Origin of the sequence: Hahella sp. CR1, from assembly GCF_029813005.1 — a bacterium.
Lineage (GTDB): Bacteria > Pseudomonadota > Gammaproteobacteria > Pseudomonadales > Oleiphilaceae > Hahella.
This window is the reverse complement of record NZ_JAPELK010000016.1, coordinates 1-25,734: the sequence shown is the minus strand read 5'-3', so window position 1 is coordinate 25,734 and position 25,734 is coordinate 1. Positions and strand designations below refer to the sequence as shown.

Sequence of the window (25,734 nt, the reverse complement as noted above, 5' to 3'; positions counted from 1 at the left end):
GCCGACTGTGTGTTGTCTATGTTAGCAGCGCCGCGTCGCTTCATATAGATGAGCGGAAAGCCGATGAAACCTTAGAAATGCAGGGCGGAGGCGCTTATAATACCGGCCAATTATTTCAGGGGGACCCACTGTGTTTGATTTGCATAAATTTTCCCTTCGCGCGCAGGAAATCATTGAGGCCGGCAAGTTTTTGTACGGCGCCGGCTGGTCTCCCGCCACCAGCAGCAATTACTCCGCGCGCATCGACGACGCCAACATCGCCATCACGGTATCCGGTAAGCACAAAGGGCGTCTGCAGGCCCAGGATATTATGGTCGTGGACCTGCAGGGTCGGGCGGTGGCCAGTCAGATGAAATCCTCAGCGGAAACGCTGCTGCACACCGTTATTTATGACTTGAAACCCAATGTCGGCGCGGTGCTGCATACTCACTCAGTGAACGCCACGGTGCTTTCCCGCGCGTTGCGTCCCAATACGGAGATCGTATTTGAAGATTACGAACTCCAAAAAGCCTTCCGTGGCGTATACACCCACGAAGGGCGCTGTGTCGTTCCCATATTTGATAACACTCAGGATATTGAAGCGTTGTCCGCGTTGTCGGTGGAGTATCTGAAAGAGCATTCAGATTGTCCCGGTTACCTGATTCGCGGCCACGGTATGTATACCTGGGGAGAGACCATGGCGGAATGTTTGCGTCATGTGGAAGCCATGGAATTCCTGCTAGCCTGTGAATTGGAAATGATGAGGATCAAGTCATGAGTAGCCTGCGTATATACAACGATAACGATTTTTCGCAACCCCTGGTCTTTACCGAAGATGGCGCGGAGATCTCCCGCCAGTTGAACGAAGTGGGCATTCGCTTTGAGCGTTGGTCCACCCGTGAGCTGGAAGAGGGCGCTACGCCGGATTCAATTCTGGCGGCGTACCAGGCGGAAGTGGAGAAGTTGAAGGCGGAAAATGGTTTCACCACGGCGGACGTGGTCAGCCTGACCCCAACTCATCCGCAAAAAGATGATTTCCGTAAGAAATTTCTCGACGAGCACCGTCACAGTGAAGACGAAGTGCGCTTTTTCGTGCGCGGTCAAGGCCTGTTTTATTTGCACCTGGATGACAAGGTCTATGTCGTGCTGTGCCGCAAGAATGACCTGATCAGTGTTCCTAACGGAATCAGGCATTGGTTTGATATGGGCCCGGCGCCGGAGTTCACCTGCGTGCGTTTGTTCACCAACCCTGAGGGCTGGGTGGCGCAGTTTACGGGCGACGAAATCGCTTTGAAAGCGCCTCGTTTTGAGCAACTTATCGAGGCGGCGTAATGGCTGAGTTTAACGGTATCAGAGCTATCGTCACGGATATTGAAGGCACAACAAGTAGCATCAGTTTTGTGCATGAGGTGTTGTTCCCCTATGCCGCCAAGCATATGGACGCATTTATCCGGGAAAATTTCTCCGCGCCTGCCGTTGCGGAGCAGTTGGATGAGGTCGCTCGCCTGAGCGGCGTTGATCGCAAAAGTCCTGATGCGCTGATCAAACAGCTGCTGGACTGGATTGCGGAAGACAAGAAAATTACTCCGCTGAAGGCGTTGCAAGGCATGATCTGGCGCGCAGGCTATGACGAAGGCGCCTACAAAGGACATGTCTACCCGGAAGTGGCCGAGCGTTTACGTCATTGGCGTGAGCTGGGTATACGCTTGTTCGTGTACTCGTCTGGCTCAGTTGCGGCGCAGAAGCAGATTTTCGGTTTTTCCGAGGCGGGCGATTTGACGCCGTTGTTTAGCGGCTATTTTGATACGCGCGTCGGCGGCAAACGAGAAGCTGACTCGTATCGGGCGATTGTGCGTGAGGTGTCGGAGCCTGCATCCAGCGTGTTGTTTCTCTCCGATGTGCCGGCTGAACTCAGTGCAGCCGCGGAAGCCGAGTTGCAGGTGTGCCAGTTGGTGAGAGGCGAAGGCATCGAGCGTCAGGAAGCTTATCCGGCGGTCGCCAGCTTTGCTGATCTGGTGATTAAACCTGCCTGAGTATAATAAGAAGCGAGAGGCGTCGCACTCTCGCTTCTTCCCGCTTCCTCGCTACCATTCGTATCTTATCAGTCCCTAATTCACCTTATTGATGACTTCTAATCTAAGGCTCTCTCTTTAACGAGAAGTTGGCTTTGGTGACACTCTTTTCTTCGTCGCTAAATTGTTTCCGTTATGCGTGAGCTGACGCGAATACGCAGTACGTTTTCTTTCTCCAGGGTTACATCCAACTTCAAAGCAAGACAGGCGGCGGCTTCCTGTACGATGGCCAGACCGAGTCCGTAGTGGTCGCGCTGACTGCGGGATTCGCCTTTGCGCCAGAAGGGATGGAATAAGCGCTCAAGGTCTTCTTGTGTCAGGTCCGGCGCGGCGTTGCGTGTCTCCAGGGCGAATCCGCTGGGGGCGGCGGACAGGGTCAGGGTGACAGTGGATTCCAGCGGCGCGTATTCCACCGCATTCGTGAATAAATTGGCCATGATAGTGGTGAGCAGGCCTTTGTCGCTGGTTATGACAAGCGTCTCTGGCGCTTGCGCTTGCACCGCCAGCCCTCGCTTCTTGGCCAGCCCATATATACGTTGGCGTTGTTCGTCGAACAAGGCGGCGACGTCGATGGGCGCGCTTTCTGGTTTACTCGATCCCGATTGGAAGCGGGCCAGGAGTAGCATGGAGTTGACCAGGTTGGCCATGGAGTGGGATAGGTGGTTGGCGTGACGCACCGCTGTCAGCAGGCGTTCTTGATTTTGCTGGGCGCGCAGGGCGATGTCCGTGGCGATGCGTAATTCCGCCAGCGGGGTTCTCAGTTCGTGAGCAGCGTCGGAAGTGAAACGGCGCTCCCGTTGCAGGGTGAAATCCAGTCGTTTCAGTAAGGCGTTTAGGGTCTCTGCAACCGGCGTGATTTCTTGCGGCCAATGTAGATCGGCTTCCAGTTTTTCCCCGCTGGAGCGAATAGCGCTGACTTTGGTGGCGAGCTCTCGTAACGGCTTTAGTCCGCGGCCGATGGTGAGATAAACAATCAGAAACGTCAGCGCTGGCAGGATAGCCGCAATGGCCAGCATCCAGTTGCGCAGCAGAGAGAGAGACTGGTCGAGGGACGTGCGTTCCCGGACAACCAGGAGCTGCACTTGCATGCCTTGTACGTGCTCCGGCACTTTTAGATCCGGTTGTTCTTCGATCCATCCCCATTGCGCGTCGACTTTTTGAAAAATGGCTCGCGCAGAATGCTTGTCCTGCAGATCGAAAAAGTAGGGTTTTTTATCCGCAGGGCGGGGAGGATAGGACAGGCGGCGATTTTCCTCCTCCAGCATAGGAGATTGGTCAACGATCTCTTTGCCGTCTGCGCTCCACACTTGAAATATGCGTGAGCCGCCAGCGTTGTACTGGGTCGCCACGTCAAAGTCGATATCGATGTAGAAGTCGCCGTCCGGCCAGACTCGGGCGACGCTGGCGACATTTTGAAATTCCAGCAGCAGGTCGCGATCAAAGTTGTCGATGAGAATCTTGCGCGCAACCAGATAGGCGGCGGAGCACAGGGCCAGCCCCAGCAGGCTGACGCCTACGAAGGTCATCCAGGTGGTGGTGAAACGGATGGATTTCATCGTATTGAACGTTTGGAAATTGAGCGTCGATGGTTATGACTGGCGTATCTGATAGCCATGTCCCCGGCGGGTAAGGATAAACGAAGGACGGTCTTTGTGATCAATCATTTTTCGCAGGCTGGAAATGGCGGAATCCACGACGTTGCTCATTGGTTCGATTTTGTCGTCATAGATCTTGTGTTCGATTTCCTGTCGGGACACCACACGGTGACGATTCAAAGCCAGACATTCGAGCAGCGTATACTCGCGAGGCGGGAGGGTGATTGGAACGCCACTGACGTTGACTTGTTTGCTGTGTAAATTAATGGTCAGCTCACCGATTTCCACCAGATTACTGGCGCAACCGGCACGACGGCGTAACAAAGCCTCTATGCGCGCCAACAATTCAGCGAAATCAAAAGGCTTCACTAAATAGTCGTCGGCCCCGCTGCGCAGGCCCAGTACGCGATCTTCAACATTGTCCCTGGCGGTCAGCATCAGCACCAGACTGTCAGCGCCGAGAGTGCGCAGACGGTCCAGCAATTCAAAGCCGTTCATGCGTGGGAGCATGATATCGAGAATAATCAAATCGTAGGATTGCTCGCTGGCGAGCCATAAGCCTTCCTCGCCGTCTGCGGCGGCGTCGACCACATAACCGGCGTCGCCCAATCCGATGACCAGGCTTTGGCGTAAAATGTCGGCGTCTTCAATGACCAGTAAACGCATAAAAGGGACTAGCTTCCTGTTGTGAGGGGCGTTCGCCCGGATGAGTCGGGCGCGTCCCTGCGCCCTTCCGCCTCAATTTTTATCAACATGGCGACTACATTGACATGTTAATAGCCCGGCGCAGGCTCGGTTGTTTCAAGCTAATAGTATCCTTCTATATTAGCTGTCTGATTAATTGCTTTCACAGGCGACGACGTTACGCCCGTTCAGACTGTAACCCTTCGCCCACAGGCCGGAAATGCCCACGCTTTCGAAATAAGGACAAGCCTTGCGCAGGAAACGACGCTTGGATATTTCCCCGTCGTCGCCGTCCGTGTAGTACTCCTGATTGAACACAGCCTTATTGGCGTTGAGGAAGGTATCTTCATATGCCTCACACTCTTCATACGCAAAGCATTGCTCATTGACGGCGAAATCGAAGTAAGCCACCAGCTCTTCCGCCTGACCGACGTCGTTCTTCAGACCCACGCTGAGACCACGGGCGTGAGCCGCCTGTGCGATCCAGATATTATAAGCCAGCTGGTCCGCGGCGCTGATTTCACCGTGAGTTTCGCTGCGGTTGTCGTAGCCGTCCATATTATCCGGCTCGACGGCGTCGCAGCCTGCGTCACGGGCCAGATCCAGTCGCGCTTCCATGATGGGTTTGATGGTCTGCTCCAAAGCCGTTTGGTTACCGATGTTCAACCAGGTTTCGCCGGGCCAGTCGTCCATATCGCCGTCAGCGATTACAGAATCCTCGGTGAACTGGTTGGCGTCAGGACGCCAATCTTCGCGGGTGCCTGCGCTGAAGTAGCAAATGACTTTCTTACCTTTGTTTTTCAACTGATGAATGAGGCTGTTGGAGCCGTTTTCACTGCCTTCAAACAGGTCTATGTCGTAGGCGTCCACGTCAAGGTCCATGTTGATGGAGCCATAACGCTGCAGTTGCCACATCCAGGTTGTTCCTGGCGTTGGATTCCAGATATCGCCAACGGTGTCGCCGTCGTCTCCATCGTCGCCACCGGTATCACCGCCATTGTCCCCGTCGTCGCCGTCGTCACCACCGGTATCGCCGCCGTTGTCCCCGTTGTCCCCGTTGTCGCCATCGTCGCCACCGGTATCGCCGCCATTGTCTCCATTGTCGCCGTCGTCGCCACCAGTATCTCCGCCGTTATCGCCTCCGTCGTCATCCCCATCATCGCCAGGATCTACTGCGCCGGGGCAGGACAGGCTGGTTCCGCCGTTCAGCTCGAAACTTTGCCGCCAAAGTGCGGAAATGCCTGCGCTGACGAAGTAGGAGCAGGCGTTGCCGAGGAATTGCTCTTTAGTGATGATCCCTTCCTCGCCTTTTTTATAGTACTCCTGGTTGAATACGGCTTTGCCGGCGCTGAGGAAGGTATTTTCGTATGCAACGCACTCATTGCCCCAGGCGTAGCATTGTTCATTGACGGCGAAGTCAAAATACGGAGCCAGCGCCTGTAACTGGTCGACATCATTTTTTAGTCCAATGCTGAGGCCACGGGCGTGTGCGGCTTCCGCCAGCCACTTGTTGTAGGCCAACTGATCCGCGGCGCTGATGGCGCCATGGGTTTCATCCCGGTTTGTGTAACCGTCCACATTATCCGGCTCGACGGCGTCGCAACCCGCGTCTCGGGCCAAATCCAGCCGCGCTTCCATAATGGGTTTGATGGTCTGCTCCAGAGCGGATTTATTGCCGATGTTCAACCAGGTTTCGCCGGGCCAGTCCTGCATGCCGCCATCTGCGATCACCGAGCCAGGAGCAAATTGATCTGCATCGGGACGCCAGTCTTCGCGGGTGCCGGCGCTGAAGTAACAAATTACGCGCTTGCCTTTGTTCTTCAATTGACGAATCAGGCTGTTGGAGCCACTGCCGCTGCCTTCGAACAGGTCAATGTCGTAGGCGGTGACATCCAGGTTCATATTCATGGAGCCGTAGTTTTGCAGCTGCCACATCCAGGTTGTTCCCGGTTTGGGACGCCAGATATTGGCGGTGTTTTGCGATCCTGCATTGGAGGCAGAGCTGCTGTTGGTTGCTTTTGTCTCATTATCCCGAGTCCCTGCGTCGGAGTTGCAGGCGGTGAGACCCAATGCGCAGGCTAGCGTCGCCGCAGCCAGTGCGGGTTGCAGGCGCCTGCGGGCGAAGGGCGGATTGGCGGAAATGTAAGGACCGAATAACTTCTGGGTCATTGCTGATCTCCTGAGGTTCTAATTATTAGTTAAGTAGGAAGACTGGCTCACTTTATGAGTGAGCCAATTTCATCCTAATCAGGAGAAACTTACCGGAACATTATGATTGCCTGATTTTTGCTCTGAACAAAAACTGAACTTTTTGTCGTGTTTTTAGGTGGAGGTTAGCTGCTTCTGATACTGGCTGGGGCTGCGCCCATACTGTCGCTGAAATCGTCGGCTGAAATGGCTCAGGTTGCGATATCCCAGATCGAAACAGACCCGGGTGACGGATTCTCCCTGGCGCAGGCGCTCGCCGGCGCGTTGCAGTCTTAATTGCTGCTGAAACTCCGAGGGAGCGCAGCCAAAATGGCTTTTGAATTCAGCGAAGAAACGGCTGCGGCTCATGCAGGCGATTTTGCAGAGCTGATCAATATCCAGGGGCTGCGTGATGTGTTTCTGGATATGGCTGAGGGCGGCGGCCAACCCATTAATGTCGGGCTGACGTTCGCAGGCGCCCAGTAAGAAGGCGCGGGTCTGCTGGCGCAGCATCCTCACCACTAATTCGCTGACGCCCAAGTCGATCAGGATATCCCGGTCTGGTCCGTTTTCGCTGAACGTGGCGATCATTCTCTCAAGCAGCGCCTGGGTGGCCTGAGTATGGGGAGTATGGATTAACGTCTCTGTGCGGTAGCGCCATTCTTCAAAGTCTTTATGCAGCGGCGCCACTTTGTTCATATGCGAACAGATGCTGTCCACCCGTGTGCGCGAGATCTCTACCGTCAGGCAGGACGTCGGGCGGTCCAGCTCAGCGTCGGGAAAATCTATGCTGATGGTTTCGCCGGGGGCCATCACGAAGGATTCCTGCGGCAGAAACTCCGCCGTGTAGTCGTCGCGACCGTGCAGAATTTTACGGCCGCTGATCATGCCGCAATAAAGCAGTTCGTCCGCCGACAGGCCGACGCTTTGCGCGGGCAGGTAGGTGTCGTAGACGCTCAACTCCGAGTTGGGGCCGGCGAAAGATACCCTGTTTTCTATCAGCTCGCGTGGCTCGCGGGCTGCAATGGCTATTGCTCTTGTCACCTCTGTCACCCGTCATGTTTTTATTTTTGGAGTAACCAGCAGACTTCATCGCCCGTGGACTCACAGGCAACAGATATGTACTAACAGATAAGCAGAGCCGCTGTCCAGAGGTTTAAAGTGGTTCCATGGCGGTAGTACCGCCGCGCCTGGCAGGCGCTGTCCATAACGACAAGTAGCCATAACAAAAACAGAGAGGATAACGGCATGATTTACGAACAGCCCGGTCACGATAAAGCCTTGGTTAACTTTAAAGCCCGCTACCAGAACTTTATTGGCGGCGAGTGGACGGCGCCTGTACAAGGTCGCTACTTCGACAACATCTCTCCGGTTAATGGTAAGAAGTTCTGCGAAATTCCCCGTTCCAGTGCGGAGGATATTGATCTGGCTCTGGATGCGGCGCATAAGGCCAAAGACGCCTGGGGGCGGACGTCGGCGGCGGAGCGCTCCAATCTACTGCTTAAAATTGCTGACCGCATGGAACAAAATCTGGAGATCCTGGCGGTGGCGGAAACCTGGGATAACGGTAAGCCGGTGCGGGAAACTCTGGCGGCGGATATCCCCCTCTCGGTGGATCACTTCCGCTACTTCGCCGGCTGTATTCGCGCTCAGGAGGGCGGGCTGGCGGAAATCGACGCCAATACGTTGTCCTATCACATCCATGAACCGCTGGGCGTAGTGGGGCAGATTATTCCCTGGAACTTTCCCATCCTGATGGCGGCCTGGAAGCTGGCGCCAGCCCTGGCGGCGGGCAACTGCGTGGTGCTGAAACCTGCGGAGCAGACGCCTGCTTCAATTCTGGTGTTGATGGAGTTGATCGGTGATCTGTTGCCGCCGGGCGTGGTGAATATCGTCAATGGCTGGGGAGCGGAAGCGGGTCAGGCACTGGCCACCAGCAAGCGTATCGCCAAGATCGCCTTCACCGGCTCAACCCCGGTTGGTTCGCATATCCTGAAGTGCGCGGCGGAAAACATTATTCCTTCCACCGTGGAGCTGGGTGGAAAGTCTCCTAACATCTATTTTGCGGACATCATGCGTCAGGAAGAGGCTTTTATCAGCAAATGCGTGGAAGGCATGGTGCTGGCGTTTTTCAATCAGGGAGAAGTGTGCACCTGTCCCTCTCGGGCGCTGATTCATGAGTCAATCTATGACGACTTTATCGGCAGAGTCATTGACCGCACCAAAACCATTAAGCGCGGCAACCCTCTGGATACCGACACCCAGGTGGGGGCGCAGGCCTCTCAGGAGCAGTTCGATAAAATTCTGAGTTACATCGAAATTGGCCGCAAAGAAGGTGCGCAAGTGCTGTTGGGCGGCGGGGTTGAAAAACTGAGCGGCGACTTGCAGGACGGTTTATACATCCAGCCGACCCTGTTGAAAGGCGGCAATGACATGAGAGTGTTTCAGGAGGAGATCTTTGGCCCGGTGGTCGGCGTCACGACTTTCAAAACAGAGGAGGAAGCTCTGACCATCGGCAATGACACTGAGTATGGGCTGGGCGCGGGCGTGTGGACGCGGGATATCAATCTGGCGTTCAGGATGGGGCGGCAAATCAAGGCGGGCAGGGTGTGGACTAATTGTTATCACCACTATCCGGCGCATGCGGCCTTTGGCGGCTACAAGAAATCCGGCGTTGGCCGGGAAACGCACAAGGTGGCGTTGGAGCACTACCAGCAAACCAAGAATCTGCTGGTGAGTTATGACATCAACCCCTTAGGCTTTTTCTAAATACAGACAGGGGATTTGCGGCAGGATGCGCGAACTCCCCTAAGCCCTTGACCTGAGGGCTGGACTTTCAGACTGCTTGCGGCCGACAATTTCGATACTGACAGGGCAATCGGAGTGGCCGCTTTTTTTCATGTTCGTTTTTTCTCATCGATTATGGGCGGCTACGCTGACGCTGCTTGCAATGCTATCGCTGACCGCCTGCCTAGGTCCCCCTGACACCAGCGCTGAATTATTTCAGGATTACCGTGATCGCTTGGAGCGGGTGTTAGACACTGACTTTCCTACCGCTGATCGTACGCTTCCCGTTGCGGTTTATCCTCGCAGCAAAGTGCTGCTGAGGGACGTCGCCGAGCTGAAGATCAATTTACTGGATTTCCTGGGACTTACCGGCTGTGAGTTGAACCGGCTGGTGGGCTTTCGTAATAGTTCGCTAGGCAAGATGATGCCCGCCAGTCAGAAGTGGCTATATGAGCAGCAGTTTTTGAGCTTGGGCGATGCCTGTCTGACGACGCTTGAGGCGCAAGACGAAGAGGCGGATCTCGCCCTAGAGCTGCGTGGCGCGCTGGCGAGTAAACGCGATGAGATTGGCGATGTGGCTTGGAACGCAACCTGGGCCGGGCCGGAATGGCAAGCCCTAATGTCGCAGAAAGAAGGTGGCTTCGACCTGGACTTTCAGGCTGGCGACTGGGCGGAACTGAGTCTGGCGTTATCCGCATTGGCCGAGTGGTCGGCGCGGCCGGAGTCGCCCGGTTTGGACGCCGATAGTCTGGAGGCGCTGAATCGTCGCTTGCTGACGTATCCGATGGTGGGACGGCTGCTTTTCTCTGCGGAAGAAGCTTCTGCGGAAATGGGCGCGATAGTCCAAGGGTTGCGCCGCCGACTGGCGGAGCGGCCGCTCTGTGTGAACGGGGCTCCTACAGAACGTAGCCGCATCCTGCAAAATGTGCTGGTCAATATCTACAGCGCCCGGGTGCAGCCGTATCTGGCGCAGCTGGAAAAGGCGCGTCGTGACTGGCTGCCGCCCTTGCAGCGCTCTTATAAACAATTGCAAGGAGATCGGTCAGCGGCGTTGCGGGATTTCGCACGGCGCTACTTGCAGGAAGGGGAGTTCAGTCTGTGGTGGGAATTCCGCCACAACGCCGCGGCGCATGCGGCGATATGGACGGAGATGTTGGCGCAATGCGGGTTGGCGCCCGGAAGCCGGTAAATAATGGCGTCAGAGTATCGCCAGACTGGATGACGGCGTGACCCGTAACACTTCATCAATCGTGGTCATGCCATTGGCCACTTTTTGCGCGCCGCTCAGGCGCAGCGTGCGCATGCCTTCCTTCACCGCCACTTTACGGATGCGCTCCAGGTCACATTGCTCATTGATAGACTCTTTCACGCTTTCGCTGAGCAGCATGACTTCGTAAACGCCCGCCCGTCCGCGATAGCCGGTGTTGCGGCACTCCAGACATCCTACCGGAGCGCAGGCGTGATCTGGTTTAGAGGCTTTCCAGGGCTGGATCAGATTCTGCCAGTCCTTATCGTCAATCGTGGTGGGCTCTTTGCAGTTAGGACACAGCACTCGCACCAAACGCTGCGCCATGACTCCCAATACCGTGGCTTTCACCAAGTAGCCGGGTACGCCCAGCTCAAGCAGACGGGTGATGGCGCTGGGGGCGTCGTTGGTGTGCAGCGTGGAGAGCACCAAGTGACCGGTCAACGCCGCCTGGATCGCCATTTCCGCCGTTTCCAGGTCGCGAATCTCGCCCACCATGATGATGTCGGGGTCTTGTCGCAGCAACGCTCTGACGCCGCTGGCGAAAGTCACGCCAATGCCGCTTTGCACCTGCATCTGGTTGAAGGCGGGCTCCACCATTTCGATGGGGTCTTCAATCGTACAGACGTTGACCTCCGATGTGGCCAGACTCTTCAGCGTGGAATAAAGGGTGGTGGTTTTGCCCGAGCCGGTAGGCCCCGTCACCAGAATGATGCCATTGGGCTGGCAGGTCATGGAGTTCCAGCGACGGCTGTCGTCCTGGCCGAAACCCAGGTCGGTGAAGGAGCGTAGTAATACGTCCGGGTCAAATACCCGCATGACCAGCTTTTCGCCGAAGGCGGTGGGTAGCGTGGAAAGACGCAATTCGATTTCCAGGCCATCCGGATTCTTGGTCTTGATGCGGCCGTCCTGGGGTTTGCGTTTTTCCGCTACATTCAGGCGTCCCAGTATTTTCAGCCGGCTCACCACAGCCATGGACACCTGCATGGGTAGCTCATAAACGTTGTGCAGCACGCCGTCGATACGGAACCTCACCTGACCAATCTCGCGTCGGGGCTCAATATGAATATCACTGGCGCGCTGATCGAAGGCGTACTGCAACAGCCAATCCACGATATTGACGATGTGCTGGTCGTTGGCGTCAGGATTGGCGACATTGCCCAGCTCTAGCAGCTGCTCGAAATTGCCGATAGCGGCGGAGGTCTCACCGCGTCCTCCTACGGCTTTGTCCACTGACGTGGCGAGCCGATAGAATTCAACCGTGAAACGGCGGATATCCGCAGGGTTGGCGACGACCCGTTTGATGTCTTTACGGACGACATGGCGCAGGTTGTCTTCCCAGCCTGTGACAAAGGGCTCGGCGCTGGCGATCACCACGTGATCTTTGTGAATTTCCACGCCCAGGATGCGATGACGTTGCGCATAGGCGAAGGACATCAGGGAGGCCACGCCGCGGGCGTCTATTTTCAGAGGGTCGATGTGGAAATAGGGTTGCCCCGCTTCCTTCGCCAGCCAGGAAGATAACTCCTCCAGGTCAAAGGCTTTGCCGGAATTGTGATCAATCAGGCCGGAGTTGACGACCTGCTCGATAGGGTGAAGGGCCAGTTCGCTTTTACTGCGGGGAGAACTCAGGAACTTTTCTCCTTCTTCCTGAGTGATCCGTTTCAGACGCACCAGACGCTTAATGATGTCGACGGTGGTCAGCCATTGGGGTTGTGCGGAGGCGGCGATGCTCATTGGCTTATTTTACTGTTGTCTATTCCGAAAAAGTGAGTTGCCCGCCCCAAGCCGCCGACATCGCTGTCAATGCGGCCTGGACGCCCGATTCAGGCGGCGCGGCGCGCTTGTGCGTTCCATTTAATAAAACACAGTATGGTGCTGAACAGGATAACGCTCATTACGGCGAGAGCGCCACTGATCATTAAATTCTGTCCCGCTGCGTAATCGCCGACGGCCCTTATAAAGTATAGGCAGAGCACAAAGCATAACCAGATCAGGCCGCGCACATGGCCCAGATACACCGCAGGAAAAAACGCCAGCAGCGGCAGACACTTGACGCTGACAATCAACAGCCATGAGGTTTCGGTATTTTGAGAAATGCTCTGCCAGGTGCTGAACAGCACCAAAAGGGTCAGGATCAGATAGCTCGCCGTCACTGTGGAACGGGCGATTTTAACTTTTTGCGATAGGGACAACGTTAATCTCCAGTTTTCGCGGTAGGTTTCAAGCCTTGGTGATAGCCAGTCTGTGCGCCAGTTCCGCCACCCGGCGGCCCAAAGCCCGACACAATTGCAGTTCCGTCTCGTCCGGACGACGGGCGCCATCGGAGCCAGACCAGTGGCCTGCGCCATAGGGTGAGCCGCCCCCTCGTGTTTCGCTGAGGCCGGACTCGGTATAAGGCAGGCCAACTAATAGCATGCCGTGGTGTAGCAGAGGCGTCAGCATGGTCTGCAGGGTCGTTTCCTGGCCGCCATGAAGGCTGCTGGTGGAGGTGAAAGCAGCGGCGGGTTTATCGATGAGAGCTCCCGCTTGCCATAGAGAGCCAGTCTGGTCGAGAAAGTGTTTCAAAGGGGCCGCCATGTTGCCGAAGCGGGTCGGCGATCCGATGACCAGGCCGCTACAACCTTCCAGGTCTTCCAGGGTGCAGTAAACATCGCCTTCTTCGGGAATTGCAGGGGCTGTCGCTTCACTGACCGCGGACACAGGAGGCACCGTGCGTACGCGCACGTCCATGCCTGATACTTGCGCCGCGCCGCGGGCGATATGTTGCGCCAGCACGCGGGTGGCGCCGTTACGACTGTAATAGAGCACCAGTAGATAAGGGGAGTCGGTCGCTGACTTCATGGTTTCCTTCTTCTATATAGATAGATGGACTAATTACAGCAGTTCGTTGACGTTTTCCGGCGGGCGGCCCAGGACTGCGCGATCGCCTTTGATGACGATCGGGCGTTCGATCAGTTTGGGATGGGCCGCCATTGCATCGATCAAGGCGTCTTCGCTCAAGTCGGCGTTAGCCAAGTTAAGAGTTTTGTATTCTTCTTCACCTTTACGCAACAGGTCTCTGGCGGAAATGCCGAGCTTGGCCAAGGCCGCTTTCAGCTCTGCAGCATTGGGGGGCGTTTCCAGGTACTTCACTACGGTGGGCTCCACGCCGCTGTCTTCAATAATTTGCAGTGTCTGCCGGGATTTTGAGCAGCGTGGGTTATGCCAGATAGTGAGGGCGCTTTTACTCATCGTCGGTTTCCTGTTGTTGCAGTAAGGGGGCAAGTTTAAGCATCTGTGGAACGCATTTCTAACACTTTCAATGACGGAAAGGCCAGACTCCCATTTCCCCCGCTTTTTTCGTGTAGAATGCCGGTCAGCGTATTACTTGGAGAACCATTTTGATCGCCCGTCAAATTACCCTCGGACTGTTTCAAGTCATCGCAAGTGGCGTCTCGACCATACGTCAGGTCATATTCAAAGCGCTGATCGCAGGAGCCCTGCTGGCGTTACTGGCGGGCTGTTCGGAAGACAAAGGCGATGCGCCGCTGACGACTGTGGTGAAGCTGGCGGATGGTGGAGAAATCAATCTGGATCATCTGGGCGGGCAGTGGATCATTCTGAATTTTTGGGCGGAGTGGTGTGGCCCCTGTAAGGTTGAAATTCCTGAGTTGAATGAGCTAAATAGACATCCCGGCGTCATTGTTCTGGGGGTGGATTATGATGGCCACAACGGGGAGGCGCTGACCAAAACCATCGACAAAATGGGCATTAACTTCCCGGTTTTGCAAGGCGAACCGACTCGTCATTGGAAAGTGGAAATCCCCAAGGTGTTGCCGACCACGCTGTTGATTCATGACGGCAAGGTGCAGCGCGAGATGATCGGCGCACAGACGAAAAATGCGATTTTGTCGGCTATTCCACAATAATCGCCGCCAATTGGCGTCTATATTTAAGAATTTGTGACTTTACTGAGAATTGTTGGCTAGCGCGGATCTGAAAGCCGTGTTGCACGAAGAAACTGGAGATAAAGGCCCGATGGGCGATTTTATTCATTTACGCATTCACACAGAATTTTCTCTGGTTGACGGACTGGTAAAGGTCAAACCTTTAGTTAAAAAGCTGGCCGAAATGGGGATGCCAGCGGTGGCGGTGACCGATCAGTCCAACATGTGCTGTCTGGTCAAGTACTACAAAGCGGCGTCGGGCGCAGGCGTGAAGCCGGTTGTCGGCGCTGATGTCTGGGTTGAAAACCTGGACGACCCCTTGGCTCCATCTCGACTCACGTTATTCGCCCGCAATGAAACCGGCTACCGCAACCTGACGGAGCTCATATCCCGCGGCTTCACTGAAGGCCAGTCCCATGGTCGCGCCATTCTGAAGAAAGACTGGATCGCCGCCCAGGCGGAAGGCATGTTGGCGATGTCCGGCGCCAAATACGGCGAAGTCGGTCAGGCGTTGTTGGCGGGCAAACCGGAGCTGGCGCGCGAGCGGCTGGCCTTTTGGATGGAAATGTTCCCGGATGCGTTTTATCTGGAACTGCAACGCACGGGTCGGATTAATGACGAAGAGTGCGTGCATGCCTCTGTCGAATTGGCGATGGAAACCGGCTGCCCGGTTGTCGCCACTAACGATGTGCATTTCCTTGAGCGCGACGACTTTGAAGCCCATGAGGCGCGGGTCTGTATCCACGAAAGCCGCACTTTGGACGACCCGCGTCGTGAGCGCCGCTTCAGTGAAGAGCAATACCTGAAGTCGGCGGAGGAAATGTGCGAGCTGTTCTCGGATATTCCCGAGGCGATTGAGAATACGGTGGAAATCGCCAAGCGCTGTAACGTCAGCTTGCGCTTGGGTAAATACTTCCTGCCGAACTATCCCATTCCAGAAGGCATGACCATTGATGAGTTTTTCATCAAGGTCTCGGAAGATGGACTCGAGGAGCGACTGGCTACGCTTTTCAAACAAGACGACCCTCAGTACGAGAGTAAACGTCAAAGCTATTATGATCGGCTGAAGTTTGAGCTGGATATCATCACCCAGATGGGGTTCCCCGGCTACTTCCTCATCGTTATGGACTTCATCAAGTGGGCCAAGAACAACGGCGTGCCGGTAGGACCGGGACGGGGGTCCGGCGCCGGCTCTCTGGTGGCCTATGCGCTAAAAATCACCGATTTGGATCCTCTCGCCTACGACTTGCTGTTCGAGCGATTCCTGAACCCAGAGCGGGTGTCGATGCCGGACTTTGACGTCGACTTCTGCATGGAAGGCCGCGACCGGGTTATCGCCTATGTGGCCGAAGCCTATGGGCGTAATGCGGTGTCCCAGATCATCACCTTCGGAACCATGGCGGCGAAGGCGGTAGTGAGGGACGTGGCGCGGGTGCAGGGGCGGCCGTACTCCATGGGCGATCGCCTGTCCAAGCTGATCCCCTTCGAAGTAGGCATGACTCTGGCCAAGGCCTATGAGCAGGAAGAGCCGCTGCGGGAATATCTGTCCACGGATGAAGAAGCGGCGGAAATCTGGGAAATGGCGCGCAAGCTGGAAGGGGTCACCCGTAACGTCGGTAAGCACGCCGGTGGGGTGGTGATTGCGCCCACCAAGTTGACGGACTTTGCGCCTTTGTACTGTGATGAAACCGGCTCGGGTCTGGTGACTCAGTTCGATAAGGACGACGTAGAGTCGGCAGGTCTGGTCAAGTTCGACTTCCTGGGGCTGCGTACCTTGACCATCGTTGATTGGGCGGTGGATATCATTAACCGCCAGCAGGCGGAAAAAGGCGAGCCGCCGCTGGATATCAACTTTATCCCGCTGGATGACGCGCCGACCTTCAATCTGCTCAAGCATGGTGAAACCACTGCGGTGTTCCAGCTTGAATCCCGCGGTATGAAAGAACTTATCCGGCGTCTGATGCCGGACTGTTTTGAAGACATCATCGCTCTTGTGGCCCTGTTCCGCCCGGGGCCGCTGCAGTCAGGCATGGTTGACGACTTTATCAACCGTAAACACGGACGCGCCGAACTGGCCTATCCGCATCCGGATTATCAGCTGGAATCATTGAAACCCGTCCTGCAGCCCACCTACGGCATCATCCTGTATCAGGAGCAGGTCATGCAGATCGCTCAGGTGATGGCGGGATATACGCTTGGCGGCGCGGACTTGCTGCGTCGAGCCATGGGTAAAAAGAAACCCGAGGAGATGGCCAAGCAAAAGGCGATTTTCGTAGAGGGGAGCATTAATCAGGGGATTGGGCAGGATCTGGCGGAAAAGATCTTCGACCTGGTGGAAAAGTTTGCGGGTTACGGCTTTAACAAATCCCACTCCGCCGCCTACGCTTTGGTGTCCTACCAGACCGCCTGGCTGAAGTGTCACTTTCCAGCGCCGTTCATGGCGGCGGTGCTCACTGCGGATATGCAGAACACCGATAAAGTGGTGACGCTGGTGGAAGAGTGCCGGCGTATGAAACTGGATTTGGTGTTGCCGGACGTTAACAACAGTAGTTATACCTTCACCGTCGACGATAAGCATCGCATTGTCTATGGCTTGGGCGCCGTAAAAGGGCTGGGTGAAGGCCCTGTGCAGAGCATTCTGGACGCCCGCAAAGAAGGTGGCCCCTTCCGCGACCTGTTCGATTTCTGTCAGCGAGTGGATTTACGCCGGGTCAACAAGCGCGCTTTGGAAGCGCTGGTCCGCTCAGGCGCGATGGACAAGCTGGGGCCAAACCGCGCCCGTATGATGGCCTCCATCAATGAAGCAGTCCGTCGCGCGGATCAACATTCCCGTAATGAAGACGCCGGTATGCTGGACTTGTTCGGCGAGGTGGTGCCGGAAACCGATCCGAATCCCTACAGCGCGACGGAAGGCATGCAGGAGTGGAGCGATAAGGAGCGTCTGAAATTAGAGAAGGAGACTCTGGGCCTGTATCTGACTGGCCACCCGTTTGATGAATATGAGCAGGAAGTGCGCCGATTCGTGCGTACGCCCATTTCGGAGTTGCGTCCCGGCAAGAGCCCGCAAAATGTGGCGGGTCTGGTGGTGGCGGTGCGCACGATGAAGAGCAAACGCGGCGGATATATCGGTTTTGCTACGTTGGATGATCGTAGCGGCCGTATTGAAGTGACTTTTTTCTCCGACGCCTACGAGCAAGCCAAAGAAATGCTGCACAACGACCGCATTCTGGTTGTGGAGGGCGTTGTTGGCGAAGATGACTACTCTGGTGGGCTTTCTGTCCGGGCGAAATTGACTTCGGACATTGGTCAAGCACGATTGAAGTTCGCCAAAGAGCTTATTCTCTTTGTACACGAAAAAGACTTTAATAACGGCTTTATTGACGAACTGGGCGGCGTTTTGGGAGAACATCGCGCCGAGGGCTGCCCGGTTTTGATCAATTATGAAACGGAAACCGCCCGCACCAGACTGCGTCTGGCGGAAGATTGGCGGGTTAATCCAAGCGATGAATTGATTCAGGGGCTGCGATATTTGTTGGGCAAGGAGCGGGTGCAACTGCGCTACAGTTGATCCCTCGCTTGTATCCGGCAAGGCATGGAATGACATGCGCGCCAGCTCAAGCTCAAGAGACATAGCCGAGCAAGAAAAACTATGAGTAAGCATGAAAAGCAGATGAACCCTTACTATCTCGACTTCGAACAGCCGATCGCTGAGCTGGAGGAAAAGATAGAGGAGTTGCGTCTGGTTGGTAACGACAGTGAGTTGAATATCACTGACGAGATCAACCGTCTGAAGTCCAAGAGCGTGTCGCTCACGGAAAATATTTTTGCGGATCTGTCCTCTTGGGATATTTCCCGCCTGTCCCGTCACCCCAAGCGTCCTTATACGCTGGACTACGTGCGGATGATTTTCGAAGATTTCGACGAATTGCATGGCGACCGTAAATACGCTGACGATCAGGCTATCGTTGGTGGTATCGCCAGACTGGATGATGAGCCCGTTATGATCATCGGACATCAGAAAGGTCGCGAAATCAAAGAGAAAGTGAAGCGTAACTTCGGCATGCCGCGCCCAGAAGGTTATCGCAAGGCGTTACGCATGATGGAAATGGCCGAGCGCTTCAAAATGCCGATTCTGACTTTCATTGATACCCCGGGCGCCTATCCGGGCATCGGGGCGGAAGAGCGTGGTCAAAGCGAGGCGATTGCATTTAACTTGGCGGTCATGTCCCGCTTGAAGACGCCGATCATCTCAACGGTCATCGGTGAGGGCGGTTCCGGCGGCGCTCTGGCGGTTGGCGTTTGCGACCGCTTGATCATGCTGCAATATTCCACTTATTCCGTTATCTCTCCAGAAGGCTGCGCCTCCATTCTGTGGAAAAATGCTGAGTACGCCGCCAACGCAGCGGAAGCGATGGGCATTACGGCCAAGCGTCTTGCAGAGCTGGGCTTTGCGGACAAGGTGCTGGATGAGCCTCTGGGCGGTGCGCATCGCAACCCTGAACTGATGGCTGGTCATATCAAAGCGGCTCTGAAAGATTCTCTAAGCCAGTTGCTGGAAATGGATACCGAGGAGCTGGTCGCAGAGCGGTATAAACGCCTGACCTCCTATGAGCGCTTCCTCTAAGACTCCCCATGACGCCGCTGAAATCGAGCGGCGTCTTCTCTCGGCCCTGCGCGGCCTGCCTGACTTTTCCCGTTTGTATATCGCCTATAGCGGCGGCCTGGATTCCAGCGTGCTGCTGCATGCTGCGCGGCGCGTTTGGCCTGCAGAGGCGCATATTGAAGCGATTCATGTGCATCATGGACTCAGCCCGAATGCCGACGCCTGGATGGAGCATTGTCAGAAGGAATGTCGGAGTGTGGACATAAGATGCCATGCGCATCCCGTGAGCGTGGCGATGAATGGCGATGGTCTTGAGGCGGCTGCGAGAGAGGCCCGTTATATCGTATTCGAGCATTATCTGAATGAGTGTGCGGGAGCGGTGTTGTTGCAGGGCCATCATCAGAATGATCAGGCTGAAACTATCCTGTTTCGGCTGCTAAAAGGACATGGTGTGAAAGGGCTGGCTGGCATCCCTGGTCAGCGCTCTTTGGGCAAAGGCATGCTGAGACGGCCTTTGCTTGGCTTCACTCGCTCGGAGCTGGAAGCGCTGGCGCAACGCTGGGGATTGAGTTGGGTGGAGGATGAAAGTAACGTCGCCGCCGTGTTTGATAGAAATTTTCTTCGTAATGACATACTTCGGCCAATGAGCGCGCGATGGCGAAATGCTGTGGCGATGATCGCCGAGACCGGCCGGCGTATGTCGGAAGCCGCGAATCTGTTGGATGAGTTGGCGGAGATGGATTTACAGGGCGAATCAATAAGTGCGGACGAGTTGGAGCTTGCTGTGTTATCAGGTTTGTCGCCTCATCGCAGAAAAAATGCGCTGCGATACTGGCTGCAAACCGCCGGCTTTACGCCATCTGAAGGCGATCTGGTCGAAATTCTGGCGCAGATGCTTCATGCAGAAGGCTCCCGTCAGCCATGCTATCCATTAGGCGAAAGCGTTTTGCGTCGGCACGATGGGAAGCTATATATCACGGAAAGGATTGATGCGCCTCCATCGGAGTACGAAGTGGTCTGGCCTCTGGCTGAGGCATTGTTGACCCCTGTTGGGAGGCTGATGGCTGAGCCCGCTACCGAGGGGCTGCGTCAACCTACAACCGATGAAACGGTAATTGTTCGATTTCGTCGTGGAGGGGAGCGTTTTCGACCCAAGGGGCGCGGTGGTTCCTGTCCTTTAAAAAAATGGTTGCAGGAGCAGGGCATTCCTCCGTGGCGACGGGACAGCATTCCGTTGATTTATTTCAATGATGAGCTGGCTGCGGTGGGGAGTTACGGCATAGCGGAGCAATTCGTCGCTTCGGAAAATGCATGGCTGCCGGCGCTCCATCCAATCCTCTAGCTCGTAATTCTACTGTGTCTGATTGAAGCCCACTTTAAGCCAATATTGGCTCCCTTTCGGCGTGGAATCCGGCAGATAAGGGTTGTCCAAAACGAATAGTTTTCTGCCGCTAAGATTGGCTCTCTCCAGCATGCTCTGATGATGAGAAAAGAAAAGCTGATCAAAGCTGCCGTCTGCAATCGCCTTCTGTAGACCGGTTTCCACGCGCTGCGCGAGATCCTTGTTTGACTTGTTCACAACAAAATAAACGGGCAGGGGGTAATACATGAGAATGGAGTCTTCCACTTTTAATTCTGGAAGAAACGGATGGCGTTGCTCGTATTCATCCCATGCTTCATTTATACCCCGAGGAAAATAATCGAACCTTTCGGTAATGAGCATCTTGAACAGCGTCTCGTAATCTGAGGAGAGTTCAAGTGGGATGCTGTTCGCCTTGAGTACATGAACATCGGGCCAGTCATGGCCAAAGCCGGCGGTCAGGGTTTTTAACTCATTTAGGGACTTGATGGCGTGAAAGCGACCTTGATCGGATTGGCGAATCAAAAATACACGATATCCCAGAGCGCCTTTTAGTATGGGAATGCGAACGGGGAGGAAGTTGTCATCTAATGAGCCGTTCTCAGGTCTCCAAATGATATCGATGTTGAATCCCTGGCGCAGGAATATCTCGTTGCGAGTCTGGGATGCCCTGATTTTTGCGTCTTCTATTGTATAGGTTCCGTGAGAGCTGAGCGTCTCCTCCAGGGCCAGCTTTAGCAGCTGCCTCGGATACTCATATCGAAGGTCCATTTCGGATTCAGGAACTGGATATCTTACTTTAGTTACTTCTAACGCCTCTGCAAAAAGTGAAAGTGACAGCAAGAGAATCGCCCCAGTCGCTTGCAATGTGAAACGAAAAGGTCGTGACGTCGCAGTGACGCATTTTGTCGCGGATTGATTTTTTGAGTTCGAGCCAGCCATAGTTGAAGTATAGCCATTGGACTGGAAACAGCCGGGGCGTTTGCCCATAACGCGCTTTTTAGCTGGTCGCGGCGGCAGGATGCGTCGTTGTCAATCCGGGGAATTCATCGCATCATTCGTTGAGATACCCCCCTGTTTCTGTTATTCTGGCGTCCCATCTTTGAGATGAATATCTCCCTCCTTTCCGATTAACATCTGTTACACCAACGGGTTTTGCATGACGCGCTATATATTCGTCACAGGTGGGGTTGTTTCTTCCTTGGGGAAGGGCATCGCATCCGCATCATTGGCCGCTATCCTTGAAGCACGCGGACTAAAAGTCACCATCCTGAAACTGGATCCTTACATCAACGTGGACCCGGGCACCATGAGCCCCTTCCAGCACGGAGAAGTCTTCGTCACCGAAGACGGCGCGGAAACGGATCTCGACCTTGGCCACTACGAGCGGTTTATCCGCACGACCATGACCAAGCGTAATAACTTCACCACTGGTCGCGTATATGAAACCGTGTTGCGCAAAGAGCGTCGCGGCGATTATTTGGGCGGCACCGTACAGGTCATTCCGCATATTACTGACGAAATTAAGCGCCGGATCGTTGAAGGCGCTGGCGATGCGGATGTGGCGCTGGTTGAAATCGGCGGCACAGTGGGAGACATCGAATCGTTGCCGTTCCTTGAGGCCACTCGTCAGCTGAAAGTGGAAGTAGGCTCCAAGCGTGCGCTATTTATGCATTTGACACTGGTGCCCTATATCGCCACCGCCGGCGAGGTGAAAACCAAGCCGACCCAGCACTCTGTTAAAGAGATGCGCTCGATTGGTTTGCAGCCGGATATTCTGGTATGCCGTTCTGAGCACAGTATTGATCAGTCTTCCCGTCGCAAGATCGCGCTGTTCACTAACGTTGAAGAGCGTGCGGTTATCGCTCTGGAAGACGCCAAATCCATCTACTCTATTCCCATGATGCTACATGCCCAGGGACTGGATGAGATTATTGTGGAGCGTTTCGGGCTGGAATGCGGCGCGGCTGACCTTAGTGAGTGGCAGAATGTCGTCGACAATGAAGCCAACCCTGAACATGAAGTCACCATCGCCATGGTTGGCAAGTACATGGAGCTGCTGGACGCCTATAAATCCTTGATTGAGGCGTTGAAGCATGCGGGTATTCGTAATAAGACGAAGGTGAATATTCGTTACATCGACTCCGAACAGGTTTACCAGCAAGGCGTTGATTTGCTCAAAGGCGTAGACGCGATTTTGGTGCCAGGCGGTTTTGGTGAGCGGGGCGTGGAAGGCAAGATCCAAACAGTCCGTTATGCTCGTGAGAATAAAATCCCATATTTAGGTATCTGCTTGGGATTACAGGTTGCGGTAATTGAATATGCTCGCCATATGGCGGGTATGGAAGACGCCCACAGTACTGAGTTTAATCCCAAATCCGCTCACCCGGTTGTAGGCTTGATCACTGAATGGCAGGATGCGAGCGGCAAAACCGAGCAGCGTAATGAAGCTTCCGATCTCGGCGGAACCATGCGCCTGGGCGCACAGGAATGTAAGTTGGTTGAAGGCTCCACAGTGCGCGAATGTTATGGTAAGTCCATAATTCAAGAGCGCCATCGTCACCGCTATGAGGTGAACGGTAATCTTGTTCCAAGGTTGGAGGAAGCTGGCCTGCAGGTAGCGGGTTGGTCTCAGGACGGTTCTTTGGTGGAAGTGGTTGAAGTAAAAGATCACCCATGGTTCGTGGCCTGTCAGTTCCATCCTGAGTTCAAGTCGACGCCCCGTGATGGACATCCACTGTTTGAAGGCTTTGTTCGCGCAGCTTTGGAGAATGCTGTCGAAAAATAGGCGGTTCCATGCATTTTGTTCCATGAACAAAAGTTGAGGGTTATTTGAGAGGCCGCTTTTGCTAAAATAGCGGCCTTTTCATTTTATGGCCCAATGCAACCCCGGGCGTTAGATGGGGATGCTCAACAATAAGGTTGAATACATGTCAACTAGAACTGTGAAAGTGGGCGGTATTGATATCGCAAACGATCGTCCCTTTGTTCTGTTCGGCGGTATGAATGTGCTGGAATCGCGTGATCTGGCTCTTCAAGTCGCAGAATCCTATGTAAAAGTTACCCAGAAGCTGGGCATCCCATACGTTTTCAAAGCCTCTTTCGACAAAGCCAACCGTTCATCAATCAATTCCTACCGTGGTCCGGGTCTGGATGACGGCCTAAAAATCTTCGAAGAAATCAAACGCACATTTAATGTTCCTGTCATTACGGATGTGCATGAGCCGCATCAGGCGCAGCCTGTAGCGGAAGTGGCTGATATTATTCAGTTGCCAGCTTTCTTGTCCCGTCAGACTGATCTTGTGGCTGCAATGGCGAGGACAGGGCGCCCAGTCAATATCAAGAAGGCTCAGTTTTTGGCTCCACAAGAAATGAAGCACATTCTGAGCAAGTGTGAGGAAGCAGGGAATGATCAGTTGATTCTTTGTGAGCGTGGCTCCTCGTTTGGATATAACAATTTAGTGGTCGACATGCTTGGCTTTGGCATTATGAAGCAATTTGGCTACCCGGTATTTTTTGACGTGACGCACTCTTTGCAAATGCCTGGTGGGCTATCTAGTTCGGCTGGCGGTCGTAGAGAGCAAGTTGTGCAGTTAGCTCGTTCAGGAATGGCTGTTGGCTTGGCGGGGTTGTTCCTGGAGGCGCATCCTGATCCTGATGTGGCCAAATGCGATGGCCCCTGTGCGTTGCGCTTGTCCCAGCTCGAACCGTTTTTGGCGCAAATGAAAGCGCTGGACGATATGGTCAAACAATTTCCCAATATTGATACTGCGTGAGGAAGGGTGAGTTGTCGTGGCGCTGAAACGATTGCCTCTCGTGGCGGGTCGTAAGGCGCTTCCGATGACTGTAATAACCACAATAATTATTGATTCCGAAACATTACCAACTGTTACAGGAGAAATTGAGATATGGCGGAAATAGTAGATGTGCGCGCCCGAGAGGTGCTTGACTCTCGCGGTAATCCCACCGTTGAAGCGGATGTGGTGCTGAAGTCTGGCGTTGTTGGTTCCGCATGCGCGCCGTCAGGGGCCTCCACGGGTTCTCGCGAAGCTTTGGAGTTGCGCGATAAAGATCCTGCGCGTTACATGGGTAAAGGCGTGTTGAAGGCGGTCGATGCAGTTAATACTTCCATTCGTTCCGCTTTGATAGGGAAGGATGCGAGGGAGCAGCGTGAACTGGATCGTATTATGATTGAGCTGGATGGCACTGAAAATAAAGCCAATCTGGGCGCAAATGCGATTCTGGCTGTCTCTTTGGCTGCGGCGAAAGCGGCTGCGCAAGAAAAAGGCGTGCCTCTTTATGCGCACATTGCCGACGTCAATGGTACGTCTGGGCAGTACTCTATGCCTGTGCCAATGATGAATATTCTCAATGGCGGTGAGCATGCAGACAATAATGTCGATATTCAGGAGTTCATGGTTCAGCCAGTGGGAGTGGCCAGCTTCAGTGAAGCGCTGCGTGTTGGCGCCGAAATTTTTCATAACCTGAAGAAAGTCCTGCACGACAAAGGTCTGAATACGGCTGTCGGAGATGAGGGTGGCTTCGCCCCCAATTTGCCATCTAATGAAGCGGCGCTGGCTGCGATTGAAGAGGCTGTCACTAAGGCTGGCTATAAACTTGGCTCTGATGTGACCTTGGCGTTGGACTGCGCGTCCTCTGAGTTTTACAAAGAAGGGCAGTATAACCTCTCCGGTGAAGGTAAAGTTTTCTCGTCTGAAGAGTTTGCTGACTACCTGGGTGACTTGTCTCAACGTTATCCCATCGTCTCTATCGAAGATGGGATGGATGAGAGTGACTGGGATGGCTGGGCGGCTTTGACCAGAAAGCTGGGAGACAAAGTGCAGTTAGTGGGCGACGACTTGTTTGTGACTAACACCAAGATCTTGAAGCAGGGAATTGATAAAGGCATCGCCAACTCCATCCTGATCAAGTTCAACCAGATCGGCAGTCTGTCTGAAACGCTGGATGCTATTAAAATGGCGAAGGACGCGGGCTTTACAGCCGTAATTTCTCATCGTTCAGGTGAAACGGAAGATACGACTATTGCAGACTTGGCTGTTGCTACTAGTGCAGGGCAAATCAAAACTGGCTCATTGTGTCGTTCAGATCGCGTAGCGAAGTACAACCGCTTGCTGCGGATTGAAGAAGAGTTGGCTGGCAGCGCGCCTTATCGTGGCCTGAAAGAGATCAAGGGGCAGGGATAAAAGCTGTTCAAAAAAGGAGGGCGAATGCCCTCCTTTTTTATTGTTAGGGATCGGCTGATGGGGATGGTAAAAACTTTTCTTAAAAAAG

21 protein-coding genes are annotated in these 25,734 nt (G+C 54.5%); 12 read left to right on the top strand and 9 right to left on the bottom strand.

The genetic code is table 11. The features are described 5' to 3' along the window. The first annotated feature begins 130 nt into the window (after nucleotides 1-130). The 3 genes from ONV78_RS27475 to mtnC are packed head-to-tail and all read left to right on the top strand — an operon-like array spanning nucleotide 131 to nucleotide 2,012. A complete protein-coding gene (locus ONV78_RS27475; protein ID WP_216738449.1) occupies nucleotides 131-757 on the top strand; it encodes a methylthioribulose 1-phosphate dehydratase in 627 nt (208 codons plus the stop codon). Next, entirely contained in the window at nucleotides 754-1,311 is a 558-nt protein-coding gene (locus ONV78_RS27470) for a cupin (protein ID WP_279507752.1), read from the top strand. The genes ONV78_RS27475 and ONV78_RS27470 overlap by 4 nt, the downstream gene beginning before the upstream one ends. Continuing rightward, entirely contained in the window at nucleotides 1,311-2,012 is a 702-nt protein-coding gene (gene mtnC, locus ONV78_RS27465) for an acireductone synthase (RefSeq protein WP_279507751.1), read from the top strand. Before ONV78_RS27470 ends, mtnC begins: the two co-directional genes overlap by 1 nt. A gap of 158 nt (nucleotides 2,013-2,170) precedes the next feature. Here mtnC and ONV78_RS27460 read toward each other — a convergent pair whose 3' ends face one another. From ONV78_RS27460 to ONV78_RS27445, 4 genes are all read right to left on the bottom strand, one after another. Next, the gene (locus ONV78_RS27460; RefSeq protein WP_279507750.1) at nucleotides 2,171-3,607 is read right to left on the bottom strand and encodes an ATP-binding protein; all 1,437 of its coding nucleotides are present in this window, start codon (nucleotides 3,605-3,607) and stop codon (nucleotides 2,171-2,173) included. A 33-nt stretch (nucleotides 3,608-3,640) separates the two neighbouring features. Next, complete coding sequence (locus tag ONV78_RS27455; protein ID WP_279507749.1) at nucleotides 3,641-4,312, bottom strand: response regulator transcription factor; 672 nt, start codon at nucleotides 4,310-4,312, stop codon at nucleotides 3,641-3,643. 171 nt (nucleotides 4,313-4,483) lie between these two features. Further along, the gene (locus ONV78_RS27450; protein WP_279507748.1) at nucleotides 4,484-6,499 is read right to left on the bottom strand and encodes an endo alpha-1,4 polygalactosaminidase; all 2,016 of its coding nucleotides are present in this window, start codon (nucleotides 6,497-6,499) and stop codon (nucleotides 4,484-4,486) included. Nucleotides 6,500-6,652: 153 nt separating this feature from the next. Further along, nucleotides 6,653-7,561 carry a helix-turn-helix domain-containing protein gene (locus tag ONV78_RS27445; protein WP_216738444.1) on the bottom strand — a complete coding sequence of 303 codons (909 nt, stop codon included), beginning with the start codon at nucleotides 7,559-7,561 and terminating at the stop codon, nucleotides 6,653-6,655. Nucleotides 7,562-7,765: 204 nt separating this feature from the next. On the opposite strand from ONV78_RS27445, the gene ONV78_RS27440 reads away from it, so the two are divergent. Together ONV78_RS27440 and ONV78_RS27435 are read left to right on the top strand one after the other, a co-directional pair. Beyond that, nucleotides 7,766-9,286 (top strand): aldehyde dehydrogenase, encoded by a 1,521-nt coding sequence (locus ONV78_RS27440; protein WP_279507747.1) that lies wholly within the window; start codon nucleotides 7,766-7,768, stop codon nucleotides 9,284-9,286. Nucleotides 9,287-9,416: 130 nt separating this feature from the next. After that, on the top strand, nucleotides 9,417-10,493 hold the full coding sequence (locus ONV78_RS27435; protein ID WP_279507746.1) for a DUF3080 domain-containing protein: 1,077 nt from the start codon (nucleotides 9,417-9,419) through the stop codon (nucleotides 10,491-10,493). Between the two features lie 9 nt (nucleotides 10,494-10,502). Here the strand turns inward: ONV78_RS27435 and ONV78_RS27430 are convergent, their stop codons facing one another. The 4 genes from ONV78_RS27430 to arsC all read right to left on the bottom strand — a co-directional run bounded on the left by ONV78_RS27430 (nucleotide 10,503) and on the right by arsC (nucleotide 13,784). Further along, nucleotides 10,503-12,287 carry a GspE/PulE family protein gene (locus ONV78_RS27430; RefSeq protein ID WP_279507745.1) on the bottom strand — a complete coding sequence of 595 codons (1,785 nt, stop codon included), beginning with the start codon at nucleotides 12,285-12,287 and terminating at the stop codon, nucleotides 10,503-10,505. A gap of 89 nt (nucleotides 12,288-12,376) precedes the next feature. Beyond that, complete coding sequence (locus ONV78_RS27425) at nucleotides 12,377-12,745, bottom strand: DUF2069 domain-containing protein (protein WP_164887343.1); 369 nt, start codon at nucleotides 12,743-12,745, stop codon at nucleotides 12,377-12,379. 28 nt (nucleotides 12,746-12,773) lie between these two features. Then, entirely contained in the window at nucleotides 12,774-13,394 is a 621-nt protein-coding gene (wrbA, locus tag ONV78_RS27420; RefSeq protein ID WP_279507744.1) for an NAD(P)H:quinone oxidoreductase, read from the bottom strand. 33 nt (nucleotides 13,395-13,427) lie between these two features. Next, nucleotides 13,428-13,784: an arsenate reductase (glutaredoxin) gene (arsC, locus tag ONV78_RS27415; RefSeq protein WP_279507743.1), complete on the bottom strand. Its 357-nt coding sequence runs from the start codon at nucleotides 13,782-13,784 to the stop codon at nucleotides 13,428-13,430. A gap of 149 nt (nucleotides 13,785-13,933) precedes the next feature. On the opposite strand from arsC, the gene ONV78_RS27410 reads away from it, so the two are divergent. The 4 genes from ONV78_RS27410 to tilS all read left to right on the top strand — a co-directional run bounded on the left by ONV78_RS27410 (nucleotide 13,934) and on the right by tilS (nucleotide 20,424). Beyond that, nucleotides 13,934-14,461, top strand: coding sequence for a TlpA disulfide reductase family protein (locus ONV78_RS27410; protein WP_279507742.1), 528 nt, complete (start codon nucleotides 13,934-13,936; stop codon nucleotides 14,459-14,461). 109 nt (nucleotides 14,462-14,570) lie between these two features. Then, a complete protein-coding gene (dnaE, locus tag ONV78_RS27405) occupies nucleotides 14,571-18,047 on the top strand; it encodes a DNA polymerase III subunit alpha (protein ID WP_279507799.1) in 3,477 nt (1,158 codons plus the stop codon). A gap of 102 nt (nucleotides 18,048-18,149) precedes the next feature. Next, complete coding sequence (accA, locus tag ONV78_RS27400; RefSeq protein ID WP_216738516.1) at nucleotides 18,150-19,103, top strand: acetyl-CoA carboxylase carboxyl transferase subunit alpha; 954 nt, start codon at nucleotides 18,150-18,152, stop codon at nucleotides 19,101-19,103. Continuing rightward, nucleotides 19,087-20,424 carry a tRNA lysidine(34) synthetase TilS gene (gene tilS, locus ONV78_RS27395; protein WP_279507741.1) on the top strand — a complete coding sequence of 446 codons (1,338 nt, stop codon included), beginning with the start codon at nucleotides 19,087-19,089 and terminating at the stop codon, nucleotides 20,422-20,424. The genes accA and tilS overlap by 17 nt, the downstream gene beginning before the upstream one ends. A 9-nt stretch (nucleotides 20,425-20,433) precedes the next feature. Here tilS and ONV78_RS27390 read toward each other — a convergent pair whose 3' ends face one another. Further along, nucleotides 20,434-21,432, bottom strand: coding sequence for a hypothetical protein (locus ONV78_RS27390; protein WP_279507740.1), 999 nt, complete (start codon nucleotides 21,430-21,432; stop codon nucleotides 20,434-20,436). A gap of 169 nt (nucleotides 21,433-21,601) precedes the next feature. On the opposite strand from ONV78_RS27390, the gene ONV78_RS27385 reads away from it, so the two are divergent. The 3 genes from ONV78_RS27385 to eno all read left to right on the top strand — a co-directional run bounded on the left by ONV78_RS27385 (nucleotide 21,602) and on the right by eno (nucleotide 25,646). Continuing rightward, a complete protein-coding gene (locus ONV78_RS27385) occupies nucleotides 21,602-23,230 on the top strand; it encodes a CTP synthase (protein WP_279507739.1) in 1,629 nt (542 codons plus the stop codon). A gap of 142 nt (nucleotides 23,231-23,372) precedes the next feature. After that, nucleotides 23,373-24,218: a 3-deoxy-8-phosphooctulonate synthase gene (gene kdsA, locus ONV78_RS27380; RefSeq protein WP_279507738.1), complete on the top strand. Its 846-nt coding sequence runs from the start codon at nucleotides 23,373-23,375 to the stop codon at nucleotides 24,216-24,218. Nucleotides 24,219-24,350: 132 nt separating this feature from the next. Beyond that, a complete protein-coding gene (eno, locus tag ONV78_RS27375) occupies nucleotides 24,351-25,646 on the top strand; it encodes a phosphopyruvate hydratase (RefSeq protein ID WP_279507737.1) in 1,296 nt (431 codons plus the stop codon). Nucleotides 25,647-25,734 lie beyond the last annotated feature (88 nt).